The following is a 20,492-nucleotide window of genomic DNA, read 5'->3' as shown; positions in this document are numbered from 1 at the left end:
CTCCTTAGAAGTCGACCGTACGCGTAATCGCTTCAAGTACGCGGGCGGGTGTCGGAATATAGTGATCCTCTAGTGCGAACAACGGGACGGGTACATCAAATCCGGTCACGCGGGCAATCGGTGCCCGTAAGTAGAGGAAGGATGTGTCATTAATCAAAGCAATCAAGTCTGTCCCGAGACCACCCATCGCATGGGCCTCGTGGACGATGACGGCACGTCCTGTTTTTTGGACGGAGGCGGCGATTGTCTCTTGATCGAGCGGATAGAGTGTCCGCAGGTCGAGCACTTCACAAGAAAGACCTTGTTTTTCTGCCTGTGCTGCTGCTTTTTGAGCGACTTGCACCATTCCACCCCAGGCAACCAACGTGACATCTGTTCCTTCCGAGACGATGTTCGCTTTACCGATTTCAATCGTATAGGCTTCGTTTGGGACGGGTTCTTTGAAAGCCCGATAGCTCCGCATCGATTCGAGGAACAGAACGGGATCGGGGTCATCGATTGCAGCAAGTAACAGTCCTTTGGCGTCGTAAGGCGTCGCAGGACAGACGACCTTGAGTCCTGGCATCGAGGTGAATAAACTTTCCGTGCTGTCCGAATGGATTTCCGGGGCGCGGATTCCGGCACCATACGGCGCACGAATGACCATCGGTACGCTGTAGCGTCCCATCGTCCGCATCCGAATGCGCGAGACGTGGGTCATGATTTGTTCATAAGCCGGATAAATGAACCCGAGAAATTGAATTTCGACGATCGGTTTAAAGCCATTGACGGCAAGTCCGACCGAGGTCCCGACAATCCCCGCTTCACTGAGTGGGGTGTCGATGACACGGTCTTCGCCGAATTCGGCTTGCAGTCCGTCCGTTGCCCGGAAGACGCCGCCGTTTTTCCCGACATCTTCGCCGAGGACAAGCGTCGTGTCGTCGGTCGCTAATTTAATGCGTAATGCATCCGTGACGGCTTGGATGAGCGTCATGTCGGTCTGCTGATTGATTGGTGTCGCCATGTTAGTTCCCCCTCGCAGTCAGGTAAGCGGTTTTTTGACGCGCGACGTCTGCTGGCAACGTCGCATAGGTATGATCGAAGAGGTCATCGATCGCCGGTAGCTTGAAGGCTTCCATCGCTTTGACGGCCTCCTCGACCTCCATTTGATGGCGTGTCCGGATTGCATCGATTTCCGTGTCGTCGTAAAATCCATGCGTGCGCATGAACTGTTCGAGGCGCTCGAGCGGATCGACACGGTCGCGCGACCGTTCTTGATCGCGGTACTTCGACGGGTCGTCCGCTGTCGTATGGGCACCGAACCGCCATGTGACGGCCTCAATCAATGTCGGTCCCTGACCGTTCCGTGCGCGGGCGACAGCTTCTTGCATCGTGAAGTAGACGGCAAAGGCATCGTTTCCATCAATCCGGACGCTCGGCATGCCGTAAGCGAGTGCTTTTTGGGCGATTGTCTCCGAGTGCATCTGCTTTTGGATCGGGACAGAAATCGCATAACCGTTATTTTGGTTGAACAGAATGACCGGTGCCTGGAAGACACTTGCGAAGTTCATCCCCTCATGGAAGTCACCTTCAGACGTCGCCCCGTCTCCGAAATAGGCAACGGAGACGGCGGACGTTCCTTTTCGTTTTTCCGCCCATGCGGCACCGACCGCGTGGGGGATTTGTGTGGCAATCGGAACGGCAGGGGGGAAGATATGCAAGTCGTCCGTCGGGACACACCCCTCGACCCGTCCGTTCCAGTAAAGGAGTGTCCGTACCATATCGGCACCGAACGTCAACGTCGCCCCGTGATCACGGTACGTCGGAAAAATCCAGTCCGTATCGTTTAACGCCAGGGCACTGCCGACTTGAGCCGCTTCCTGTCCTTCAAACGGGGCATAGGTTCCGAGTCGCCCTTGGCGTTGCAAGTTGATCGCTTTTCGGTCGAATGTCCGAATCCGGTTCATGTGCGTGAATAACTGTAACGCTAATTCTTTCGTCAAAGCGTCTCGTTTCGTCTCGTCGACGATTTGACCGGCATCGTCGATGATACGTTGAATCGGGAATTGTGATTCCATCTCGTCCACCTCCATCAAGATTGATTGCGAATGTTCCACTTTGGTTTCGTTGTATTCGTGAAGATATTATTGTGGCGGGCGCGGACGTGAATCCGTTTGTCACACATCCGGTTTGCGGCTTCGAGTGTCGTGATTGACTCGGCACGTGATTGTCCGAATACTTCCAGGACGGCATCGTAAATGTGGCGTGTTTTCAGGAGGACTCGTTCATGATTGGCTCCGTACAGTTCATCTGCGACTTGAATCAGACCACCGCCATTGACGATGTAATCAGGGGCATAAAGGATGCCGCGCTGCATCAATTCTTCAGCGAGCGAATCGTCTGCGAGCTGATTGTTTGCTGAACCGCAGATTGCCTTACATGGAAGACTTGCGATGTTATCCGCACGGATGACACCGCCGTAGGCACAAGGGACGAAGACATCGGCATCCGTCAGGTGAATCTCGTGTGGGGCAACAACATGAACCGTTCCCGGTGTCATCTCGGCTTCTTTGACGATCGAGGCGAGTGCTGCTTCGTTAATGTCCGAGACGTACAGATTGGCACCAGCATGTAAAAGTTGTTCTGCGACCTTATAACCGACTTTTCCGAGTCCTTGGACGGCGTAAGAGGCACGACTCAAGTCGTCCGATCCGAACAGGCTCTCAATCGTTGCACGTAATCCATTGACGACACCTTCAGCAGTTGGAATCGACGAATCACCACTCCCGCCAAAGGCTTCCGGGATGCCGACGATCCGTGAGGTTTCGCGACTCGCATGGACGAAGTCGTCCATCGTCGTCCCCATGTCCGTCCCCGTATAGAAACGTCCGCCTAACGAATCGACGAATCGACCGAAAGCACGAAACATTTCCGGCGTTTTGTCCGTTGCCGGATTACCGATGATGACAGCTTTCCCTCCGCCGAAATCGACGTCGGCAGCGGCGCATTTATAGGTCATGCCGCGCGACAGACGCAAGACATCGTCCAGTGCTTCATCGACGGTCGCATACGGTGCCATACGACAACCGCCGAGTGCCGGACCAAGTGTCGTATCGTGAATCGCGATGATGGCTTGAAGTCCCGAAATCGGATCGTTACAAAAGATGACCTGCTCGTGTCCTGCGATTTTTTCCATGATTGATAAAGATGTGTTTGTAGATGGATTGATCATGTTCATGTCAAAGCCTCCTTGGATTTCTAAGTAAGCGCTTTCATTTTTTAGTTTAAAAAACGTGTGTCGTCAACTTGTCCTCAATAAATCGTTTATCCAAAATGATTTGCGTGACTTCGCCGACGCCGATCAACCCGTGTTCGTTCGTGACGTCGATTTTTGTCCGGACGCGGTTGTCCCGCAGTTCCGTCACCGTCGCTATGATGCTGACCTGTGATCCGAGTGGTGCCATATTCAGATGTTTTACGTTGACTGCTCCCCCGACGCCTTCTTCTGACGATTCCAGATAAGGGAGGATGATTTTGCGGGCGGCCCACTCCATATGATAAACCATCGACACAGTGGAGTAGGCGGGATGGACGACGGTTCCTTCGAACTGTGCGAACATCTCTTCCGTGACGGTCGTTTCGACGCGTGCCGTCTGACCAAGGGCTAAACCAGGTTTCATAGAATCCTCCTCTATCTTCAAAACATATCTGTTTCTCTCCAAGTGGTCTTACCAAAAATAGTATAACACTTGTCACACGATATTTTATCAATCAGTTACAAAATGAGCAAACCATTTCAGAAATTTTTTCCAAACAGTAGTATGTTATGCCGTTTTATGATGGTGAAAAGACCTTAAATCCGAAAAATGACGAAGATTCGATTGGGTGACGAAAGATATGGGAGCTTTTAACAAAATGAATCATTGACAACATTGTGAACGTATCGTAGGTTTAACGTATAACTAAATTTAAACGGGCGTATTTTTATTGTGTTAAATGAATGGGGAGGTGCGCTATGTTTTATGATGAGGCACTTGAGACGATGACGCATGAAACACGACAACGACTGCAACTCAATCGTTTACGTGAAACGGTCCGGTATGCGATGGAACGTGTGCCGTTTTACCGGAAACGTTTTGAGGAAGCCGGGCTTGATGCTGTTGCCTTTGATCAGCTAGAAGATATCCAAAAACTTCCGTTCACCGGAAAAAGTGATTTACGTGAGAACTATCCGTTCGGGCTGTTTGCCGTCAAACAAGAAGAGGTTGCGCGCATTCACGCCTCGTCCGGAACGAGCGGCAAAGCGACGGTCGTCGGGTACACGCAGGAAGATTTGGACGACTGGGCAGGTGCCGTCGCACGTGGTCTCGTCATGGCAGGTGCAAAACGGACGGATTTGTTGCATAACGCGTATGGTTATGGACTGTTCACGGGTGGGCTCGGTTTACATGCCGGAGCAGAAAAACTCGGGATAACGGTCGTCCCCGTATCAGGCGGGAATACGGATCGGCAAATCACATTGATCGAAGACTTCAAACCGGCAGGGATTTGCGGTACACCTTCTTATGTGCTGCGCCTTGCAGAACGGATGGAAGAGCGGGGCATCAATCCCCGGACAACGGGCTTACGTTATGGAATTTTCGGAGCTGAACCGTGGTCGGAAGAAATGCGTCGGACGCTCGAAGAAAAATTGAATATTACTGCACTTGATATTTACGGACTGAGCGAAATCATGGGTCCGGGCGTCGCAATCGAATGTCCAGCGCAACAGGGATTACACATCATGGATGACTTGTTCATCACGGAAGTCATTGATCCCAGCACGGGGGAACCGTTACCAGAAGGGATGGTCGGGGAACTCGTTTTTACAAGTTTAAAAAAGAAAGCGCTTCCAATTATCCGCTACCGGACGGGGGACCTCGCTTCGATTACACGTGAAACATGCGCTTGCGGTCGAGCGACGACCCGGATGTCCCGGATTACAGGACGAACGGATGACATGATGATCATCCGCGGTGTCAACGTCTTCCCGTCGGAGATTGAACGTGTCCTATTGAAACAAGATGGTGTCACACCACATTATCAAATTCATCTCGTCAAACGACATGGACTTGATGCGATCGAGCTGCACGTCGAGCTCGAAGAACAGACGCAGCAGGAAGCAGTCATGCGAACCGTCTGTGAAGCCATCAAATCAGAATGCCTGATTTCGATTGAAATGATCTGTCACCCACGGTATGGCGTCAGCCGTTCAGAAGGAAAAGCAGAGCGGATTGTCGATCGTCGGACCGAAACGTCGGATAAAGAACCTGTTTAAGACAAGAGGAGGAACTCAACATGTACGATGCAACACACTTGTTCGAACCGGAAGTCATGACGGAAGATGAAAAGCTCGCCCGGTTCACGGAACGAATCGAGAACGGTGAAAAGATTGAAGCCGATGACTGGATGCCTGCGTTTTACCGCGATACGTTAATCAAATTGATTTCGATGCACGGAATCAGCGAAATCATGGGCGCCTTACCAGAGAAGGAATGGGTCCCGAAAGCCCCGTCCCTGCGCCGGAAGCTCGGCATCATGGCGAAAGTCCAGGATGAAATGGGGCACGGACAACTGTTGCTCCGCGTCGTCGAGGATTTGATGAAACCGTACGGGAAAACGCGCGGTGATTTGATGGATGACCTGTTTACGGGACGTCTGAAGTTTCACAACGTCTTCCACATGCCGACCCGTACGTGGGCAGATGCCGGAACGATCGGTTGGCTCGTTGATGGTGCAGCAATCATCACCCAGACGAACATGTTAGGGGCGTCATACGGTCCGTATGCCCGTGCCTTACAACGAATTTGTGCGGAAGAAGTGTTCCATGCGCAGCATGGTGAATCAATCATCATGGCACTTGCTGAAGGAACACCCGAACAAAAAGCGATGATTCAGGAATCACTGGATGAATGGTGGGAGTCGCTCTTGATGTTCTTCGGTCCGGCGACAAAAGAAACGACCGGAACATCGAAACAAGACATCACGATTGCCTATAAGATTCGGACGAAGACAAACGAAGAACTCCGCCAAAATTTCTTTACGAAGTATGTCCCGCGGATTCAATCGCTTGGACTGGTCATTCCGGATCCAACGCTCCGTTTTGACGAAGAATCGGGACAATGGATTTATGCCCAGCCCGATTGGTCGGAGTTTAAGAAAATCATTCAAGGCGGAGGACCGCGTTCGAAGGAGCGTCTCGCCTTACGCCGGACGTCTTATCAAAATAACGCGTGGGTCCGTGAAGCGTTGGCCAAGACGATGGCATGAAGGAGGGGAACGACATGACGGAAACATTTTATCAGGAGTTCGAAGTGTTTAGTAAACGGACGCCGAACGCCGCGATCACGCATCAATTCAGCTTGCTTGCACCAAACAAGGAAATGGCGTTACTGATGGCGCAAGAAAACTTCATGCGCCGCGAACCGGTCGTCGACATTTGGGTCGTCAAACGGACGGACGTCCGCGGCCTGACTCCGGACGAAAAGCAGATGTTGACGCGACTCGATAACAAGGATTACCGGACGACGAAAGGGTACGGCTACTTGAAGAAAAAGTGGCGCCATTATGAACAGCAGATGCTCGACGAAAAAGAAATCATGTCTTGGCAGGGAGGCGACTCGAAATGACGGAGCAAGAACGGACGGCGCTCGCAGCGTTACTGTATCAGTTAGCGGATGACGATTTTCTTTATGCGTTCCGCGGCTCGGAATGGCTTGGTCTGGCACCGCATATCGAAGAAGATGTTGCGTCCTCATCCATTGCCCAGGATTCGATGGGACACGCGGCGATGTATTATCAATTGCTCGAAGAGTTAGGGGAAGGGAAGGCGGACGCATTGGCACACGTCCGGCTGGCGCATGAACGAAAAAATTCGATTCTCGTCGAACGGGTCAACGGTCCCGGATACTACATGGAGACACCGGAATATGACTGGGCGTATGCCGTCGTCCGGAACTACTGTTACACGCTGGCGAAAAAAATCCGCATCGATGCTTTAAAAAACAGCAGCTATGCCCCACTCGCGGCAGCCGCCGTCAAAATCAATATGGAATTGTACTATCACCTGCTCCACTGGCAAACGTGGTTCACGCAACTGTATCAAGCGACTCCGACGGCACGTCAAAAGATGGATGCAGCACTTGAACAAGTGTTGGCGGACTTCGGCGACATGTTTGACTACGGGGAGCACGGTGACATGATCGAAGAGATGCAATTGATTGAAGGACAGGGGATCTTACTTGATCGGTGGTATCAGACATTGACGCCGACGCTCGTCGAGTTGAATGTCACGTTACCGGAGATGCGGATGTCAGCCAATGGCCGCAACGGTGAACATTCGGCTGACTTGAACGATGCCTTGTCGACGCTCGGAGAAGTCTACTTGATTGACCAGTCCGCCGTATGGTGAGGAGGGATGCGTCATGACGACGCTTGCGTTACAACAAGAAATCCAGGCCGCGCTCGATACCGTCAAGGATCCGGAAATCGATGCCGTCAGCATTCTTGATCTCGGTATGTTCGACAAGATGGAGTTGACGGAATCTGCGACCGGTTACGCGATTCGGGTGACGTTGCTTCCGACATTCCTCGGATGTCCGGCACTCGACATCATCAAAAAAAATACGATTGCAGCACTCGAGCAAATTACGGCGTTACAAACAATCGACGTCGTCTTCATCTTTGACCCGCCGTGGACGTCGGACCGGATCACTGAGCAGGGCATCGAGGGACTGAAGTCATTCGGGATTGCACCACCACGCGTCGTCGACGGATCTTGGGAAATTGATTGTCCGTACTGTGGTTCGACGTTCGTATCGATCGAAAACCTCTTTGGTCCGACGGCATGTCGCAGCATTCTGTACTGTAAAACGTGTAAAAATCCATTCGAGGCGATGAAACCCGTCTCTACTCTCATGTGAAGGAAGGTAATTGATATGGTAAAACTAATCGCGCTTTATAAACACCCGGAGAACAAGGAACAGTTTGACGAGCACTACTTCAATGTTCATGGTCCGATTACGGCTAAAATTCCCGGCTTACAAGAGATGACCGTGACGAAAATCGTTGGTTCACCGATGGGTGGCGAAGGAAAATATTATTTGATGTGTGAAATGGTCTACGAAAGTCACGAGACGATGCAGGCCGGTATGCGTTCACTTGAAGGGAAAGCATCCGGGAAGGACTTGATGAGCTTCGCTGGGGATCTCGTCACATTGATGATTGGTGAAGAAGTCCATGCCGATGCAACAGTACGTTAAAACAGCGATTGATGGAGCGGTCGGACGCATCACTCTCAATCGGCCGGAGCGGTACAACGCCCTCAACCGGGCGATGATTCGTGAAATCGTTGAAGCGATGGAGCAGTTCGACCGCGACGAAACGATTGGTGCCATCGTATTGAGTGGCGCCGGAAAATCATTTTCTGCCGGAGCAGACATCGACGAGATGGTAGAGGCAACACCGATTTCGATGGAGCTCCTGGACCCGTTCGCCGATTGGGACCGCATCAGTCGGCTGAAGAAACCGCTGCTCGCTGCCGTTCACGGCTATGTCCTGGGTGGCGGGTTTGAACTGGCACTTGCCTGCGATTTGATTTATGCAACAGATACGACACGGTTCGGTTTCCCGGAAGTCAATCTTGGTGTCATGCCGGGAGCAGGCGGAACACAGCGACTGACGAAACGGATCGGCCGGACACGTGCCCTCGAATGGTTATGGACGGGGGAGCAGATGACAGCAGATCAAGCGGAGCGTTTTGGGCTCGTCAACCGACTCGTCGAAGCCGACCGACTCGAAGCGACGGTATTGACCGTTGCCCACCGGATTGCGGCGCAACCGAAGATGTCGGTCCGCCTGATTAAGGATGCCGTCGATAAAGCCGGCGACTTGTCGATTCAGGACGGAATGGAACACGAGCGGAGAAATTTCTACTTGTTATTTGCGACAGACGATCAAACGGAAGGCATGCAAGCCTTTCTCGAAAAACGTCAACCTACATTCAAAGGAAACTAAAAAGGGAGTGGATGTCATGTCAACGGTACACGAAAAAACAATCGAAATGAAACGGTCGGTCTACCACCTCGTCATCAATGGGGAGCAAGTCGAAGGCACGACAGGCGAGACGTTTAAGACCTATAACCCGGCGACCGGAGAAGTCCTGGCAGAAGTGGCGAAAGCGTCCAAAGAAGATGCCGACCGTGCCGTCAAAGCAGCACGTGAGGCGTTTGACCATGGCAAATGGAAGATGTGGCCAGTTGGTCGTCGTGCGCAAATCCTGAACAAAATCGCAAGCATCATGCGGTCGCGCTTCAATGAAATCGTGGAACTCGAGATTCTCGATACCGGGAAATCGTTAGCGGCTGCGCAAGGACAAGTCACGCAGGCAATCGAAGACTTCGAATTTTATGCCGGGGCGATCGTCGGTCACCGCGGTGTCGTCAATAACGTGCCGGGACAATTCCACAACTACACAGAAAAAGAAGCAGTCGGTGTCTGTGCCCAAATTATTCCATGGAACTATCCGTTGATGATGGCTGCCTGGAAAGTCGCACCAGCGATCGCGGTCGGTTGTTCCGTCGTCGTCAAACCGGCAACGCTGACGCCGCTGACTGCCATCATTCTCGGAGAAATTTGTCTGGAAGCCGGTGTCCCGGCAGGCGTCGTTAACGTCATTCCGGGATCAGGACGCGAAATCGGAAACCATCTCGTCGAGCATCCGCACGTCGATAAAGTAGCCTTCACCGGTTCGACACCGGTCGGGAAAGACATCATGGGTCGGGCATCCGAGACACTGAAGCGTGTCACGCTCGAGCTCGGCGGCAAGTCACCGAACATCGTCTTTGAAGATGCGGATATCACGGCTGCTGTCGACGGCTCATTGTTCGGCATCTTCTATAACAGCGGTCAATCGTGTGAGGCACGGTCACGTCTTTACGTCCATGAAGACATCTACGAAACATTCATGGAACAATTCGTCGCGAAGACAAAGCAACTTGTCCTCGGGAACCCGTTCGATAAAGGGACACATGTCGGGGCAATCATCGATCAACAGCAACTCGATGTCATCGACGGGTACGTCCAATCGGCAAAAGCAGACGGGGCGACGATCCTTGCGGGCGGTCAAGTCGAACAGGTCGAAGGATTCGAAAAAGGCTTCTGGTATGCACCGACGATCATCACGGACGTCACGCACGAGATGAAAGCGGTCAATGAAGAAATCTTCGGACCGGTCGTCGTCGTCATGCCATTCAAAGATGAAAAAGAAGCGGTTCGTCTCGCGAACGATACGGAATTTGGTCTCGGTTCAGCGGTCTGGACGAAGGACGGGGCGCGGGCGACACGAGTCGCGAACCAAATCAAAGCCGGGATTGTCATGGTTAACTGTCCGTTCTCAGCCTTCCCGGGTACGCCGTTCGGTGGCTACAAACAATCCGGTTTCGGTCGTGAACTCTGTATCGAAACGCTTGATTTATATACGGAAACGAAAAGTATCTTATCGTATTACGGAAGCCGTCCGCTTAATCCGTTCGGACTGTAAACACCAACGTGCGGACGCGAGTCCGCACATTTTTTTATAAGGAGGAATTCAGATGATTAATCAGATTGTCGTTGTTGGATCAGGCGTCATGGGGCGCGGAATCGCCTACGTCGCAGCCGCAAAAGGATTCGAAGTCACACTCGTCGATATCGAAACTGCCTTGCTCACTTCTGCCAAACAGGAGTTGGAACGGATTGCCGAAAAAGGAATCGTCCGCGGGAAGATGTCGGCGGATGAAGTCGAACAACTGTTTTTGCACCTTCGTTTTTCGACAGACTTAACAGCGGCCGCAGCACACGCCGATCTCGTGATTGAAGCCGTCCCGGAACGGCTCGAGATTAAACAGTCCGTCTTCCGGACGATTGAAGCCGCAGCCCGGCCGGCATGTTTTTTCGCGACGAACACATCGACGATGAGTCCGACGGAAATCGCCTCGTTTACGATGCGACCGGACCGTGTCATGGCGATGCATTTCTTTAATCCGGTTCATCTGATGCCGCTTGTCGAACTCGTCCGTGGACTTGAGACGTCGGATGAGACCGTGACGGCACTGACGGGCGTCGCCGAACGGATGGGGAAAGAAACGGTCGTCATTCAGGAGTTCCCGGGGTTTGTCACGTCACGGATCAGTGCGCTCGTTGGTAACGAAGCCTTCTACATGCTGCAAGAAGGACTTGGAACGCCGGAAGAAATCGATAAGGCAATCAAGCTTGGGTTGAATTATCCGATGGGACCGTTCGAACTGGGAGACTTAGTCGGACTCGATACGCGCCTGCATAATTTACGTTACTTACATGAGAAGCTCGGAGAAAAATACCGTCCGGCTCCATTGCTCGAGCAATACGTCAAAGCGGGACGACTCGGTCGTAAGACGGGACGCGGAGTATATGACTATGCGGAAAGCGGGGTGAAGGCACCATGAGGCGTGTCGCGATCATCGACGCCGTCCGGACACCGATCGGACGGTACAATGGGGCGTTAAAAGACGTCCGGCCGGATGACTTAGGAGCAATCGTCATCGAAGCCTTACTCGCCCGTAATACACAAGTTGCCCCTGAAACAATCGAAGAAGTCATTTTCGGCAACGCGAACCAAGCGGGCGAAGACAATCGGAATGTCGCCCGGATGTCGGGCTTACTTGCCGGTTTACCGGTCAGCGTCGCCGGAACGACGATGAATCGGCTATGCGGTTCCGGACTTGATGCTGTCATCGCAGCCGCACGGGCGATTGCCTTAGGCGAAGGCGACGTCTATATCGCCGGCGGGACGGAAAGTATGACGCGTGCTCCATTCGTGATGGGGAAACCGGATGCGGCGTTCCCGCGTGGCAATCAAACGTTATACGATACGACAATCGGCTGGCGGTTCGTCAATGAACGGCTGGCCGAACAATACGGAACCGACTCGATGCCGGAAACGGCGGAAAATGTCGCGTCGCGTTACGGAATCAGCCGGGATGCCCAGGACGACTTCGCGTATACAAGCCAGTTCCGGGCGAAACAGGCGATCGATAGTCAACGTTTTGCGGACGAAATCGTTCCTGTTCGTTACGCAAATAAACGAGGAGCGATGCTTGAGGTCAGTCAAGATGAACATCCGCGACCGGAGACGACGCGCGAGAAGCTCGGCACATTGCGCCCGTTGTTTCCAAACGGAACGGTCACGGCGGGGAATGCGTCAGGTGTCAATGATGGTGCATCCGCTTTGTTATTGATGAGTGAGGAACACGCACGCGAGCTTGGACTGACGCCGCTCGGGTTTTACCGGGCAAGTGCGACGGCAGGTGTCGAACCTGCCATCATGGGGATTGGTCCGATTGACGCGACAAAAAAAGCGTTACGCCGTGCGGAACTGACGATCGAGCAACTCGACCTGGTTGAACTGAATGAAGCATTTGCGGCACAAAGTCTAGCCTGTATTGCCGAACTTGGTCTTGATGCAGACAAGGTCAATGTCAACGGAGGGGCGATCGCTTTTGGTCATCCACTCGGTGCAAGTGGTGCCCGGATTTTGACGACCTTGTTGCATGAAATGAAGCGGACGAACCGGACATACGGGCTGGCGACGATGTGTGTCGGGGTCGGACAAGGAATCGCCTTGATAGTCGAACGGGAGGGACTGACATGATTCATTTTGAACGAAGTGGACAACTTGCGCTGATTCGGATTGATCGTCCGGAACGGATGAATTGTTTTGATTATCCGACGCTGGTCGAGCTACAGGAACTTGTGGATGCCGTCAAAACGGACGAATCGGTCCGGGTCGTCGTATTTACCGGGACAGGGAAAGCATTTAGTGCCGGTGCTGACTTAAAAGAGCGGGTGACACTGAATGAAACAGAAGTCCGTCGGAATGTGCTGGCAATCCGTGAAGTCTTTGCGAGCATCGCGGCGTTGCCTCAACCGACGATTGCAGCAGTTAACGGTCACGCGCTTGGCGGGGGATTTGAGTGGATGCTTGCCTGCGATTTCCGGATCATCGTCGACGGCGCGTTGGTCGGTCTGACGGAAACGAGCTTTGGTATCATCCCGGGAGCGGGTGGAACACAACGCCTTCCGCGTCTGATTGGGGAGACACGGGCGAAAGAACTGATCTTTACGGCGAAGAAAATTGATGCCGAGACGGCAGAACGATACGGGCTCGTCTCGCAAGTCGTCGCGACAAAGGATGCGTTGTTACCGGCTTGCTTTGAACTTGCAGCAGCGATGCTCCGCAATGGGCCGATTGCCATTCGTCAGGCGAAACAAGCGATCGACGTCGGAATGGATGTGTCGCTCGCTGACGGCTTACGACTTGAAACGGAAGCCTATGAGGCAGTCATACCGACCGAGGACCGGCTTGAAGCACTCCGCGCCTTTGCTGAGAAGCGAACACCGCAGTTTCAAGGGAGATGAGGATGGTCGCCACCTGAAATAACACGTATACTAACGGTACACAAAAAAACGTTATATCAAAGAGAGAGTGAATGACATGAGTGCGAATACCCAATCGATGATTTTTACGATTTATGGCGATTACATCCGGCACTACGGGAATCAGGTTTGGGTGGGAAGTCTGATTCGGTTGTTGAAGGAGTTCGGACATAACGAACAAGCCGTTCGCGTTGCCGTTTCACGAATGGTCAAGCAAGGATGGTTGATTTCTGAAAAACAAGGGACAAAAAGTTTTTATTCGCTGACGGACCGTGGGGTCGAACGGATGGAAGAGGCGGCGCGGCGGATTTACAAGTCGACGCCACACGTCTGGGATGGAAAATGGCGGACATTGATGTATACGATTCCGGAGGAAAAACGTCAGATTCGGGATGAGTTGCGGAAGGAACTGACGTGGAGTGGTTTCGGTAACTTATCAAACGGGGTCTGGATTTCTCCGAACCCGCTTGAAAAAGAAGCGACACGTCTGATCGAGGCGTATCAGATTACCGAATACGTCGATTTTTTCGTCGGCGAATACCACGGACCGCAACAAGATCAATCGCTCGTCGAACGTGCTTTTCCGCTCGACGAGTTGCAAGCGCGGTACGAAGCATTCATCGTTGAGTACAGCCGGCGTTACATCGTCCACCAAAGCCAAATCCAACTCGGAGAGATGGATGAGGAACAGTGTTTTGTCGAACGGACGAAGCTCGTCCATGAATACCGGAAGTTTTTGTTTACGGATCCTGGTCTCCCGCAAGAATTACTTCCGGATGCCTGGAACGGACACCATGCGGCAGTATTGTTCGAACAATACTATCGCCTGCTTGCGGCACCGGCCAGCCGATTTTTTGAGTCGATTTTCAAAGAGACACACGACGTGACACAAAAAAGTGCTGACTACGATGCGTCGGAGCATCCATTGTTTGCGGAGCGGTCGTAAGCGCAAGTAACCTTGTGCTTACGACCGTAGCGTCAATTGAGAAATGAATCTATTACAGGTGAGCTCCGGTCTTCTGGAAGTTCACTTTTCGCATGTGGAAAACAGTTATTGTCCGAGCTGTTCCCGGAAGGCATACCCTTTATCGACATAGGAGTCGATTGATTCCTGAATCATCTCGAGATCAGCTGGTGTCAACTGCCGCACGACTTTACCGGGGGAGCCGACGATCAAGGAGCGGGGCGGGAACTTCTTGCCCGGGGGAATCAACGTATTGGCGCCGATGATACATTCTTCACCGATTTCGGCGTGATCAAGGACCGTCGCCCCCATGCCGACGATCGATCTGCGACCGATGCGACAGCCATGGAGAATCGCATTATGTCCGACCGTCACCTCGTCTTCAACGATGACAGGTGCCCCTTCGTATAAATGAATCGTCGCGTTGTCCTGGATGCTGCAACGCTTCCCGATTGTAATCGGTCCTTCATCCCCGCGTAATACGGCGTTGAACCAAACCGTTGACTCCTCACCGATCGTTACGTCACCGATTAAGAATGCTCCCGGCGCCACGAAGACGGTCTCCGCAAGTCTAGGTGTCGTATCACGATATGGAATATTCATAAAAACCCCTCTTTTCCGATTAATGAATTTCAATTCAGTCTTACTTAGTATATCATTCTTAAACAGCAGATTGGAGGAAGACGATGTCCCGATTATGTGAGTTACTGCAAATCCGCGTTCCCATCATCCAAGGCGGAATGGGAAATGTCAGTCATGCTGCCTTAACGGCAGCCGTCTCGAATGCCGGTGGTTTAGGAACACTCGGTTGTGGCACACGTTCGCCGGAAGAAATGCGCCGTTTGATTGAGCAGACCCGTCAATTAACAACGCATCCGATTGCCTTGAACATTGCGATTGGTGTCTCGCCGCATACGGAAGCCCTGATTGAATTAGCGATAGCAGAACAGATTCCGGTCGTGTCCTTATCAGCCGGAAACCCAGCACCCTATACTAAACGTTTACGGACGGCCGGAATTACGACGATTGCGGTCATCGCGTCAGTCAAACACGCATTAAAGGCAGAAACGGCCGGGGTCGATTTGCTTGTTGCAGAAGGTGTGGAAGCGGCAGGTATCAATTCACCGCTCGAGCTGACGACGCTGACACTGGTTCCGCAAATCGTGGATCATGTCAGACTTCCCGTCATCGCGGCTGGGGGAATTGGAGACGGTCGTGGACTTGCAGCCGCTTGGATGCTTGGTGCGTCCGGGGTGCAGCTTGGAACGCGTCTGATTGCGACGCAAGAAGCAGCCGTTCATGCGAACTACAAGAACCATCTCGTAGGAGCAACGGATCTTGAGACACGAATCATCGGTCGTTCCGTCGGCCGTGTCCGGCGTGTGTTAAATGGACCGTACGTTGCTGCACTACAAGGTGTTTCATCGCTTGATGAGTTTAACGCGAAGACGACAGAAGCGTATCACGTGACGGGTGCGGTCGATGGTGACGAGGTCAACGGGTATGTCAACGCCGGTCTCGTGTCTGGTCTCGTTACAGATATTCCGACCGTATCTGAATTATTCGAGCGGATGCAACAGGAAGCGTATACGCAAATTGAACGGGTGCGGGCCGATTATATGTAATGGATCAGTAATCAGTAAGGCGGATTGTTCCTGGGAAGACGAACAATCCGTCTTCGGACTGTAGACAACGTGCGATCGGGAGATCAAGCGTCGTTATTCGTTGCTTTCCCCGTAGGAGTCAACGAAACGTGACGCTTTTTAGGTGATATCGCTTTGAAGACGAGGCGAGACGGGGAAGCGCGAACGGATTGCATCCCGATATCGCATGGTTACGCCTCTTAATCGATTATCTACACGCTGAAGACGGGCAATCCGTCTTTTTTTATACAATTTTTTAAAATGGGACATTTGTCCTTTTCAGATAAGGTGAAAATAGTGTCTACTCATAACAGAAGAAACAAAAGGAGGTGCCTTAAAGTGCAGGGAGTTATATTCGCATTAATGAGTGGACTATTCATTGCGTTGCAGGGGATTTTTAATGCCCGTTTAGGAGATGCCATTGGTCCGTGGTTTTCGGTGACGATCGTTCATTTCGTCGGATTGATGGGGTGCTTAGCGATTTATAGTGTGGTTCGTGACCGGAAAATCGGCGGTTTTCGACAGCTTCCGCTCCTCTATGCCAGTGGCGGATTGCTTGGCGTACTCGTCGTCGTGACCGAACTGACGTCGATCCAGTTACTTGGCATGACGTGGGCGATGTGTTTGTTGCTCGTCGCACAAATTTTATGTGCATTCGTGATTGATTTGAACGGCTGGTTTGGTGTCATCAAAAAAAGGAGTAACCGGGGACAGTGGATCGGGATCAGTTTGATGCTTGCCGGAGTTGCGATTTTTTCACTGTCCTAAAGGGAGGATCTATGCAGACGATTGAGACCTATTTAAAACAGTACGACTTAGCGGATATTTTTACGGAGACCAGTAAAGGCTATTTACGCATCGAAACGTTTTCGGAAGGGGACCTGTTATGTGTGACGGGTGAACCGATTGACCGGATGTATTTCATCGTCGAAGGAAAAATTAAAATCTCTGCAGCATCGGCTGAAGGGAAACAACGGATTTTACGCTTCAAAAAGGCGATGACGGTGATTGGTGATGCGGAATATATCAATCAACGGGAAGTCTTGAATACCATCGAGGTGATTACGGACGTTGTGGCACTCAGCATTCCGTATGCGATCTTACGTGAGCACAATACGACGAACACCTTTTTACAATTTTTACTGCGGGTCATTACGACCAAGTGGTACGCGGACTCGAAATCAGCATCATTTCATGTCCTCTATTCGGTCGAAGAACGATTTGCCGGATATCTGTTATCGATTACCTCGGACGTTTCCGACAGTCTGTTTTATCAAGAGATGCGAACGTCGAATCTCCATGACGTCGCCGATTGGCTCGGGACGAGTTACCGTCATTTAAACCGTATCATCTCAACACTTTGTGAAGAAGAAATCTTGGCGAGACGACGCGGGAAAATCATTATTTTAGATGTAGAGCGGATTAAAGAAAAAGCGAACGGAAATAGTTACGAATAAGGAGGGGCTAGCATGGGACTAGGTATGTTTTGTGCGATTACGGCAGGAATGATGATTAGTTTACAGACGGTATTGAATGCACGGATGAGTCATGCGTTCGGGGCATGGGCGACGACGACCCTCGTCTTTTTTGTCGGGTTCATCGGTTCACTGTTTGCGCTACTCGTATTTCGGGGTGGCACATTCTCGAACATTCAAACGGTCGAACCGCTTTATTTATTCGGTGGTCTGGTCGGTGTCGGTGTCGTATTTTGTGTGATGCGCGGGATTCAGTTGCTCGGTCCATCGATTGCGATTTCGGTCGTCTTGATTTCGCAACTGAGTTTTGCATTATGTGTCGACTTGTTCGGTTGGTTCGGTTTACCGGAACTTGAGCTTTCGCTCGGACAAGTCGCTGGATTGCTTGTGATGCTAGCCGGTATTTTTGTGTTGAAACGATATCAAGTCGTAGAAATCGAATCTTCGGATGAGTTGTCGGAAAAGGTATCGTAATTCTTACGGTTAACTCTGGCAGTATAAAGTCGATTTTTTAGCGTGAAGACGAATCAGTAGTTGTGGAATGAAAGATTCGTTCTTTTCGTTGCTTTCCTCGGGCGAGGCGCAAGCCGTTGCTCCTTGATCCTCACGGACAACGAGCAGGGTCTTGCCAGCCTCTTGGCAGCGCGTGTTCACGCGCTTTTTCCCGTAGGAGTCAACGAAAAACGAAGCTTTCAGGGTGTACCGCAGAGAAAATCATAGAGTAGTGTTAGAGCACAGTCTGTCTCGAATCGCTTTGAAGACGAGATGAGACAGGGAAACGCGAACGGATTGCCTCTTGTTATAGCATAGTCACTCTTCATAAGAGTTTGTCTACATGCTGAAAGCCCGCACGAAGCGGGCTTTTTTAGTTTAGACAGATACTTCTTCTTTCCAAGCCACATCGATGAATTCATCGCGACCGGATGCTTTCCGGTCTTTTTTGTAGTGTTCCGGATTCTTTTTGTGGAAGTTTTGATGATAGTCTTCTGCTGGATAGAAGGCTTGTGCCGCTTCGATTCGTGTGACGATCGGTTGCTTAAAGCGATTGCTCGCAGCAAGCGCGTCACGTGAAGCAATCGCAGCAAGGCGCTGTTCTTCCGTATGATAAAAGATGGCAGGTGCGTATTGTGTCCCACGGTCCTGGAACTGTCCGCCGGCGTCAGTCGGATCCGTTTGCGGCCAGTAAAGTTCGAGTAACCGCTCGTATGAGAATAACGCCGGATCAAATGTAATCTCGACGACCTCCGAATGACCGGTCGTGCCTGTTTTTATTTGTTCGTATGTCGGATTTTCGATTTGTCCTCCTGTATAACCGGAAACAATTCCGTGAATACCGGGCAGTTCTTCGAATGGTGTCACCATGCACCAGAAACAGCCTCCTGCGAATGTTGCTTTTTCCATCTATATCTCGTCCTTTCCGCTGGCGGTAGTCGCCTTGTAATCATTCGTGCTCTGACAGCGAGAAAACGAAAACGACTCCTTTGCTTGGTTGCAAAAGGAGTCGTCGCTTTTTATCAACCAAAGCTTGCGCTTTGCTGGTCGTAGCACCTTGCCACTGAAGGCAGGTTGCTGGGACGTCATCGATCCAGATCTCTCAGTCCACTCTTGATAAGTGTTATATGAAGTTGATTAAATTCGTTATCATTGATGTGATAATAGCATCTCTAAAACGACAAAGTCAATCATTAAGATTGTAAGGCATGCAGGACGGTCGCACCTAGAGATTTCGCGCCGACGAGTAGTGCCCGTTCATCGATTTCATATTTCGGATGGTGTTGCGGATAAATCGTACTCCCGTCCGTTTTGGCGGACCCCGTAAAGAAGTAGCTTCCTGGGATACGCTCTAAATAATAGGCGAAATCGTCTGCTGCCATCATCGGTTTGAGTTCTTTGACATGGGCTTCACCTAAAAATGCAGTCGCCTCTTTAACGAGATTTGTTTCTACCGGATGATTCCAAAGGGATGGATAACCCGTCGTAAAGTCGATGGAGTAGCTCGCACCGATTCCGGCACACGTCGTCCGAGCAACTAAATCGACCTGCTGGCGTAACTGGTGACGCAGCGCTTCGTCGAATGTCCGGATTTCACCGACAATCCGTGCCTCACCAGTAACGATGTTCGGAGCCGTTCCGGCATGGAATGAACCGATTGCGATGATGGCAGGTGAAAACGGATCAACTCGCCGACTGACAAGGTGTTGGAGATTACAGACGAGTTGTGCCCCGGCGACGAGTGCATCTTGTGTTTTATGAGGGGCTTGCGCATGACCACCCTGTCCGTGGACAACGATTTCGAATTCATCGATGGCGCACAGCGTATGTCCTGCGTGATAGCCAATTGTTCCGACAGGTAAGTCATTTTCGAGATGCGTACCGAAAATTGCATCGACCCCGTCAAGACAGCCGTCTTCAATCATTTGAATGGCACCACCCGGGAAGACTTCTTCCCCGTGCTGATGAATGAACACGATTGTTCCGTGAAGGTCTTCTTGCAGTGCTGTAAAGGCCGAGGCAAGACCGAGTGCAATCGCCGTATGTCCGTCATGTCCACACGCATGCATGACACCCGGATGAATCGAACGGAAGGCGAGATCCGTTTCCTCCTGCAGTGGCAGGGCATCGAAATCGGCCCGAATGGCGATGGTCTTTCCAGGATGTTTTCCTTTGAGGGTCGCGACGATCCCGCTACCACCGACGTTCCTGCGGTAAGGGAGACCAAGCTCATCATAAAATGAGGCGATGGCGTTTGGTGTCCGCACTTCTTGAAAAGAGAGTTCCGGGTGACGGTGCAGATCACGACGTCTTTCAATGATTTGTTGTTCGAGTTGATCGAGTTGAGTGAAGAGTTGCTGTTGCATCATAATCATCCTTTCAGGTTTTTGAGGTATGACTTTCTATAAAACGGGTAGAGATAGGAGTAATGAATGATGAGGAGGAAAA

At 51.5% G+C, this 20,492-nt stretch carries 23 protein-coding genes and 1 riboswitch; of the genes, 16 read left to right on the top strand and 7 right to left on the bottom strand.

Annotated elements, in window-relative coordinates; translation table 11 throughout:
• Window positions 1–4 precede the first annotated feature (4 nt).
• From KNQ05_RS12320 to KNQ05_RS12305, 4 genes are read right to left on the bottom strand one after another with little or no spacing between them, the layout of a single operon-like run.
• The gene (locus KNQ05_RS12320) at window positions 5–1,003 is read right to left on the bottom strand and encodes an alpha-ketoacid dehydrogenase subunit beta (protein WP_214767225.1); all 999 of its coding nucleotides are present in this window, start codon (window positions 1,001–1,003) and stop codon (window positions 5–7) included.
• A 1-nt stretch (window position 1,004) separates the two neighbouring features.
• Window positions 1,005–2,057, bottom strand: coding sequence for a pyruvate dehydrogenase (acetyl-transferring) E1 component subunit alpha (pdhA, locus tag KNQ05_RS12315; RefSeq protein ID WP_214767223.1), 1,053 nt, complete (start codon window positions 2,055–2,057; stop codon window positions 1,005–1,007).
• 14 nt (window positions 2,058–2,071) lie between these two features.
• Entirely contained in the window at window positions 2,072–3,217 is a 1,146-nt protein-coding gene (locus tag KNQ05_RS12310) for a Leu/Phe/Val dehydrogenase (RefSeq protein ID WP_088836209.1), read from the bottom strand.
• A gap of 46 nt (window positions 3,218–3,263) precedes the next feature.
• Window positions 3,264–3,659: a thioesterase family protein gene (locus tag KNQ05_RS12305; protein WP_088836210.1), complete on the bottom strand. Its 396-nt coding sequence runs from the start codon at window positions 3,657–3,659 to the stop codon at window positions 3,264–3,266.
• Window positions 3,660–3,994: 335 nt separating this feature from the next.
• On the opposite strand from KNQ05_RS12305, the gene KNQ05_RS12300 reads away from it, so the two are divergent.
• From KNQ05_RS12300 to paaX, 12 genes are all read left to right on the top strand, one after another.
• Window positions 3,995–5,296, top strand: a complete 1,302-nt coding sequence (locus KNQ05_RS12300; protein WP_214767221.1) for a phenylacetate--CoA ligase family protein — start codon at window positions 3,995–3,997, stop codon at window positions 5,294–5,296.
• 20 nt (window positions 5,297–5,316) lie between these two features.
• Window positions 5,317–6,288 carry a 1,2-phenylacetyl-CoA epoxidase subunit PaaA gene (paaA, locus tag KNQ05_RS12295; RefSeq protein WP_088836212.1) on the top strand — a complete coding sequence of 324 codons (972 nt, stop codon included), beginning with the start codon at window positions 5,317–5,319 and terminating at the stop codon, window positions 6,286–6,288.
• Window positions 6,289–6,302: 14 nt separating this feature from the next.
• Entirely contained in the window at window positions 6,303–6,647 is a 345-nt protein-coding gene (gene paaB, locus KNQ05_RS12290) for a 1,2-phenylacetyl-CoA epoxidase subunit PaaB (protein WP_214805527.1), read from the top strand.
• Entirely contained in the window at window positions 6,644–7,429 is a 786-nt protein-coding gene (paaC, locus tag KNQ05_RS12285; RefSeq protein ID WP_214805525.1) for a 1,2-phenylacetyl-CoA epoxidase subunit PaaC, read from the top strand. The genes paaB and paaC overlap by 4 nt, the downstream gene beginning before the upstream one ends.
• 13 nt (window positions 7,430–7,442) lie before the next feature.
• Window positions 7,443–7,940: a 1,2-phenylacetyl-CoA epoxidase subunit PaaD gene (gene paaD, locus KNQ05_RS12280; protein WP_088836214.1), complete on the top strand. Its 498-nt coding sequence runs from the start codon at window positions 7,443–7,445 to the stop codon at window positions 7,938–7,940.
• A 15-nt stretch (window positions 7,941–7,955) separates the two neighbouring features.
• Window positions 7,956–8,279: an EthD family reductase gene (locus tag KNQ05_RS12275; RefSeq protein ID WP_029332541.1), complete on the top strand. Its 324-nt coding sequence runs from the start codon at window positions 7,956–7,958 to the stop codon at window positions 8,277–8,279.
• On the top strand, window positions 8,257–9,033 hold the full coding sequence (locus KNQ05_RS12270) for an enoyl-CoA hydratase/isomerase family protein (protein WP_214770467.1): 777 nt from the start codon (window positions 8,257–8,259) through the stop codon (window positions 9,031–9,033). The genes KNQ05_RS12275 and KNQ05_RS12270 overlap by 23 nt, the downstream gene beginning before the upstream one ends.
• A 16-nt stretch (window positions 9,034–9,049) precedes the next feature.
• Window positions 9,050–10,558 carry an aldehyde dehydrogenase family protein gene (locus KNQ05_RS12265; protein ID WP_214805515.1) on the top strand — a complete coding sequence of 503 codons (1,509 nt, stop codon included), beginning with the start codon at window positions 9,050–9,052 and terminating at the stop codon, window positions 10,556–10,558.
• 52 nt (window positions 10,559–10,610) lie between these two features.
• Window positions 10,611–11,480 carry a 3-hydroxyacyl-CoA dehydrogenase gene (locus tag KNQ05_RS12260; protein WP_214805513.1) on the top strand — a complete coding sequence of 290 codons (870 nt, stop codon included), beginning with the start codon at window positions 10,611–10,613 and terminating at the stop codon, window positions 11,478–11,480.
• Entirely contained in the window at window positions 11,477–12,685 is a 1,209-nt protein-coding gene (locus KNQ05_RS12255) for an acetyl-CoA C-acyltransferase (protein WP_214805511.1), read from the top strand. The genes KNQ05_RS12260 and KNQ05_RS12255 overlap by 4 nt, the downstream gene beginning before the upstream one ends.
• Window positions 12,682–13,452, top strand: coding sequence for an enoyl-CoA hydratase-related protein (locus KNQ05_RS12250; RefSeq protein ID WP_214805509.1), 771 nt, complete (start codon window positions 12,682–12,684; stop codon window positions 13,450–13,452). The genes KNQ05_RS12255 and KNQ05_RS12250 overlap by 4 nt, the downstream gene beginning before the upstream one ends.
• A 76-nt stretch (window positions 13,453–13,528) precedes the next feature.
• Complete coding sequence (gene paaX / locus KNQ05_RS12245) at window positions 13,529–14,416, top strand: phenylacetic acid degradation operon negative regulatory protein PaaX (protein WP_088836220.1); 888 nt, start codon at window positions 13,529–13,531, stop codon at window positions 14,414–14,416.
• A gap of 105 nt (window positions 14,417–14,521) precedes the next feature.
• Here paaX and KNQ05_RS12240 read toward each other — a convergent pair whose 3' ends face one another.
• Entirely contained in the window at window positions 14,522–15,037 is a 516-nt protein-coding gene (locus KNQ05_RS12240) for a gamma carbonic anhydrase family protein (RefSeq protein WP_214767199.1), read from the bottom strand.
• An 83-nt stretch (window positions 15,038–15,120) separates the two neighbouring features.
• Between KNQ05_RS12240 and KNQ05_RS12235 the strand changes: the two genes are divergently transcribed.
• From KNQ05_RS12235 to KNQ05_RS12220, 4 genes are all read left to right on the top strand, one after another.
• On the top strand, window positions 15,121–16,059 hold the full coding sequence (locus tag KNQ05_RS12235; RefSeq protein WP_214805508.1) for an NAD(P)H-dependent flavin oxidoreductase: 939 nt from the start codon (window positions 15,121–15,123) through the stop codon (window positions 16,057–16,059).
• Window positions 16,060–16,416: 357 nt separating this feature from the next.
• A complete protein-coding gene (locus KNQ05_RS12230) occupies window positions 16,417–16,845 on the top strand; it encodes a DMT family transporter (protein ID WP_214767195.1) in 429 nt (142 codons plus the stop codon).
• Window positions 16,846–16,856: 11 nt separating this feature from the next.
• Window positions 16,857–17,534 (top strand): Crp/Fnr family transcriptional regulator, encoded by a 678-nt coding sequence (locus tag KNQ05_RS12225; RefSeq protein ID WP_214770488.1) that lies wholly within the window; start codon window positions 16,857–16,859, stop codon window positions 17,532–17,534.
• Window positions 17,535–17,546: 12 nt separating this feature from the next.
• A complete protein-coding gene (locus KNQ05_RS12220; protein ID WP_214767191.1) occupies window positions 17,547–18,026 on the top strand; it encodes a DMT family transporter in 480 nt (159 codons plus the stop codon).
• Between the two features lie 396 nt (window positions 18,027–18,422).
• On the opposite strand, the gene msrA is transcribed toward KNQ05_RS12220, so the two are convergent.
• Window positions 18,423–18,953 carry a peptide-methionine (S)-S-oxide reductase MsrA gene (gene msrA / locus KNQ05_RS12215; protein ID WP_088836228.1) on the bottom strand — a complete coding sequence of 177 codons (531 nt, stop codon included), beginning with the start codon at window positions 18,951–18,953 and terminating at the stop codon, window positions 18,423–18,425.
• Between the two features lie 107 nt (window positions 18,954–19,060).
• Window positions 19,061–19,167: riboswitch (SAM riboswitch) on the bottom strand.
• Window positions 19,168–19,237: 70 nt separating this feature from the next.
• Window positions 19,238–20,410, bottom strand: a complete 1,173-nt coding sequence (locus tag KNQ05_RS12210) for a M20 metallopeptidase family protein (protein WP_214803335.1) — start codon at window positions 20,408–20,410, stop codon at window positions 19,238–19,240.
• Window positions 20,411–20,492: the final 82 nt, after the last annotated feature.

It is taken from the genome of Exiguobacterium sp. s125 (assembly GCF_018618605.1).
In the GTDB taxonomy this organism is placed as follows: Bacteria; Bacillota; Bacilli; order Exiguobacteriales; family Exiguobacteriaceae; genus Exiguobacterium_A; species Exiguobacterium_A oxidotolerans.
Note: the sequence above shows the minus strand (reverse complement) of the source record. Positions and strands in the feature narration are given on the sequence as shown.